At 67.0% G+C, this 2,171-nt stretch carries 2 protein-coding genes and 2 pseudogenes; 1 reads left to right on the top strand and 3 read right to left on the bottom strand.

The annotated features are described in order from the left end of the window. Positions 1–240: pseudogene (locus tag MFF58_RS31525) on the bottom strand (hypothetical protein); the annotation flags it as partial. Positions 241–536: 296 nt separating this feature from the next. Then, positions 537–737, bottom strand: coding sequence for a hypothetical protein (locus MFF58_RS31520; RefSeq protein WP_238294242.1), 201 nt, complete (start codon positions 735–737; stop codon positions 537–539). Positions 738–1,317: 580 nt separating this feature from the next. Here MFF58_RS31520 and MFF58_RS31515 point away from each other — a divergent pair. Continuing rightward, positions 1,318–1,494: a hypothetical protein gene (locus MFF58_RS31515; RefSeq protein WP_238294241.1), complete on the top strand. Its 177-nt coding sequence runs from the start codon at positions 1,318–1,320 to the stop codon at positions 1,492–1,494. Between the two features lie 570 nt (positions 1,495–2,064). Here the strand turns inward: MFF58_RS31515 and MFF58_RS31510 are convergent. Beyond that, positions 2,065–2,171: pseudogene (locus MFF58_RS31510) on the bottom strand (porin family protein); the annotation flags it as partial.

Raw genomic sequence — 2,171 nt, 5'->3', positions numbered from 1 at the left:
GATCAGCAGCAGCAGCGGCAGAAGCACGAACAGCGCCGTCACCGCCACGCCGACGTCCAGGCTCCGCTTGGCCGCCCAGTCCAGACGCAGGCCGCCAACCACGAAGGGCGCCGCCGGCAAAGCTGACTCCGCGACGCGGGCCACATTCGAGTCGACCATCTTGGTCATCGCGCCGATCTCAGGATTATCTTGAAAAATGAAATCACCGGACGCATCGCGGTGTACAGCTGTATCCGACATAATCTGACTGCTTTACGATCATGAACAACTCGGATGATCATGATTTTTCGACAGGATACCAAATATACCCTGTGACGAACCGCGGCGGCCCCGTGAAAGACCAACACCGCCACGCGATCAGAATTCAACCGTTAAGCGTCGTTAATATTGTCGATAGTGCGGCACGTCTACTGCTGATGAGTAGTCTGCATCACAGGGATGTGTTGAGTGCACGCAGTACTTTTCAAGTACACAACCATAGATAGCATATTTTGAGGATAAATTCGCCTACAAGTCGTCGCAGGCAGCAGGATTTTTCACGCTCGGCGCGCCTGCAGCCGCTCGGCTTCGTCCCGCCACGCGTCGCGCTCGACCTGCACGGCCTCGATCAGGGCGTGCAGGTTCCCCGCGTCGATCGCGGTTTCCATCAACATGTCCTGAGCGAGGGCGAGCTGCTCGCGCAGGTCGGCGTTCTCACGCGCGAGGGCGACGAGAAGGGCGGTTACATCATCGCCCATCAGGCCTGCTCCGGATCCGAGAGCGGTCTCTATCCCCGCTCAAGCTGCGCAGCAATCGCGTTCGTGTCCGGTGCGACTGCGCCGCCGTGGCCGCACCGGGAGCCGAAGGGAGCCGATGGAAGTCACGGAAAGTCGGAGGGAGGGCAGAGCCCGATGCCGCGGTTGCGGCGCTCGACCTCAGTCCGGTCGCCGACGGCACGCGGGCGCGGGCGCGGAGCGGTTGACCGGCACGCCGCCCGCCTGCCCTGAACGGAAGCAGGCTCCGCGCCGTCAAGCCTCGGAACACCACCCGGATGATCGCCCTGGCGGCGGCGCGGCACGGGCACGCGCGGGTTGAGGGGCCTCACGGGAGCGGAGCGGAGGGTGGCCGCCCCCGGCGACCGGCCGACCTGCCAGACCGCCGGAGATCGCTTGCGGACATCGCCCGTCCGATTGGAACCGGATCAAGGGCGCTCGGCGTGACATGGGGCTCGCGTTCCGATCTGATACGGACGTGAACGCCTTCGCGACGCGTCCATGAGCGCGGTATCCGGCCATGCAGTACCATCTGCGGATCGCCAGACCTCGGCCCCAAGGCAGCGTGGACATCCACAGCACGGCCTTCAACGCGCCGACCATCGGGGCCGCGATCGCCCGCTCCGCCGAGATGGTGGACGGCTTCCTGGGCGACCGACCGGGGGTCGCCATGCTGACCAGTTCGTATCGCGGCCTGGTGTGGTCACAGCGCCATAAGATGCCCGAGCCGCCGTTCTCCTGAACCCGGCGACAGGACGACCGCCGCGGCATTTCCCGCTCCGGCTGCCCCGGCCCGAGCACGGCGTCGCGGGAGCGTCTTCTCCAAGGTCAGCCCGCGCTCCAGGCCCGACCCGCGCGGCGTGCTCCGCGCACGCCTCACGGCGCGACAGCGCAGGCTCGTCGCGGTGATCGCCGAGCGCGATGGGCTGCCAGCCGGCCGTCCGATCCGCCGGACGGCCAAACCGGGGAACGTCATCGCCGCGGTCGAGGCCATGGCGGCCCGAGAGGCAGTCCTAGAGGCGAACGAAGAGGCGAACGGTGCTCCGCGCCGAAGCTGTACCGGCGCGTTTCCCGAGCCCGCGGCGCGTTTCCCAAGCCCGAGATACCTTGAAACGCGAAATATCCTGGAACGCGAGACACCCCGGGAGCGGGTGCTCCCAGGGTGTCGCCGACCTCGCGGCCAGTTTGATCGGGCTGGGGATGCGAAGGTCAACCGGACGGCCGGTCTGCCGCGGCGGCGGGCGATGGGAGGACCCGTCCGCCTCGCCCGCCGCGTCTCCCGGCGCAATGGCCGGGAGCAGTCCGACCGATCTCAGTACGAGCCGAACTTGTAGTTCAGGCCTGCGCGGACGACGGCGAACTCGTCGGAGCGGCGGCCGACCGGGCTGTAGAAGGCCGGGACGTTGGAGGCGGCGTTGA

The sequence above is a fragment of the Methylobacterium longum genome, from assembly GCF_022179385.1.
Lineage (GTDB): Bacteria > Pseudomonadota > Alphaproteobacteria > Rhizobiales > Beijerinckiaceae > Methylobacterium > Methylobacterium longum.
Note: the sequence above shows the minus strand (reverse complement) of the source record. Positions and strands in the feature narration are given on the sequence as shown.

Excerpts from the sequence above, each read along its gene's own strand:
- MFF58_RS31520 (WP_238294242.1), bottom strand. The coding sequence starts at position 737 with ATGGGCGATGATGTAACCGCCCTTCTCGTCGCCCTCGCGCGTGAGAAC.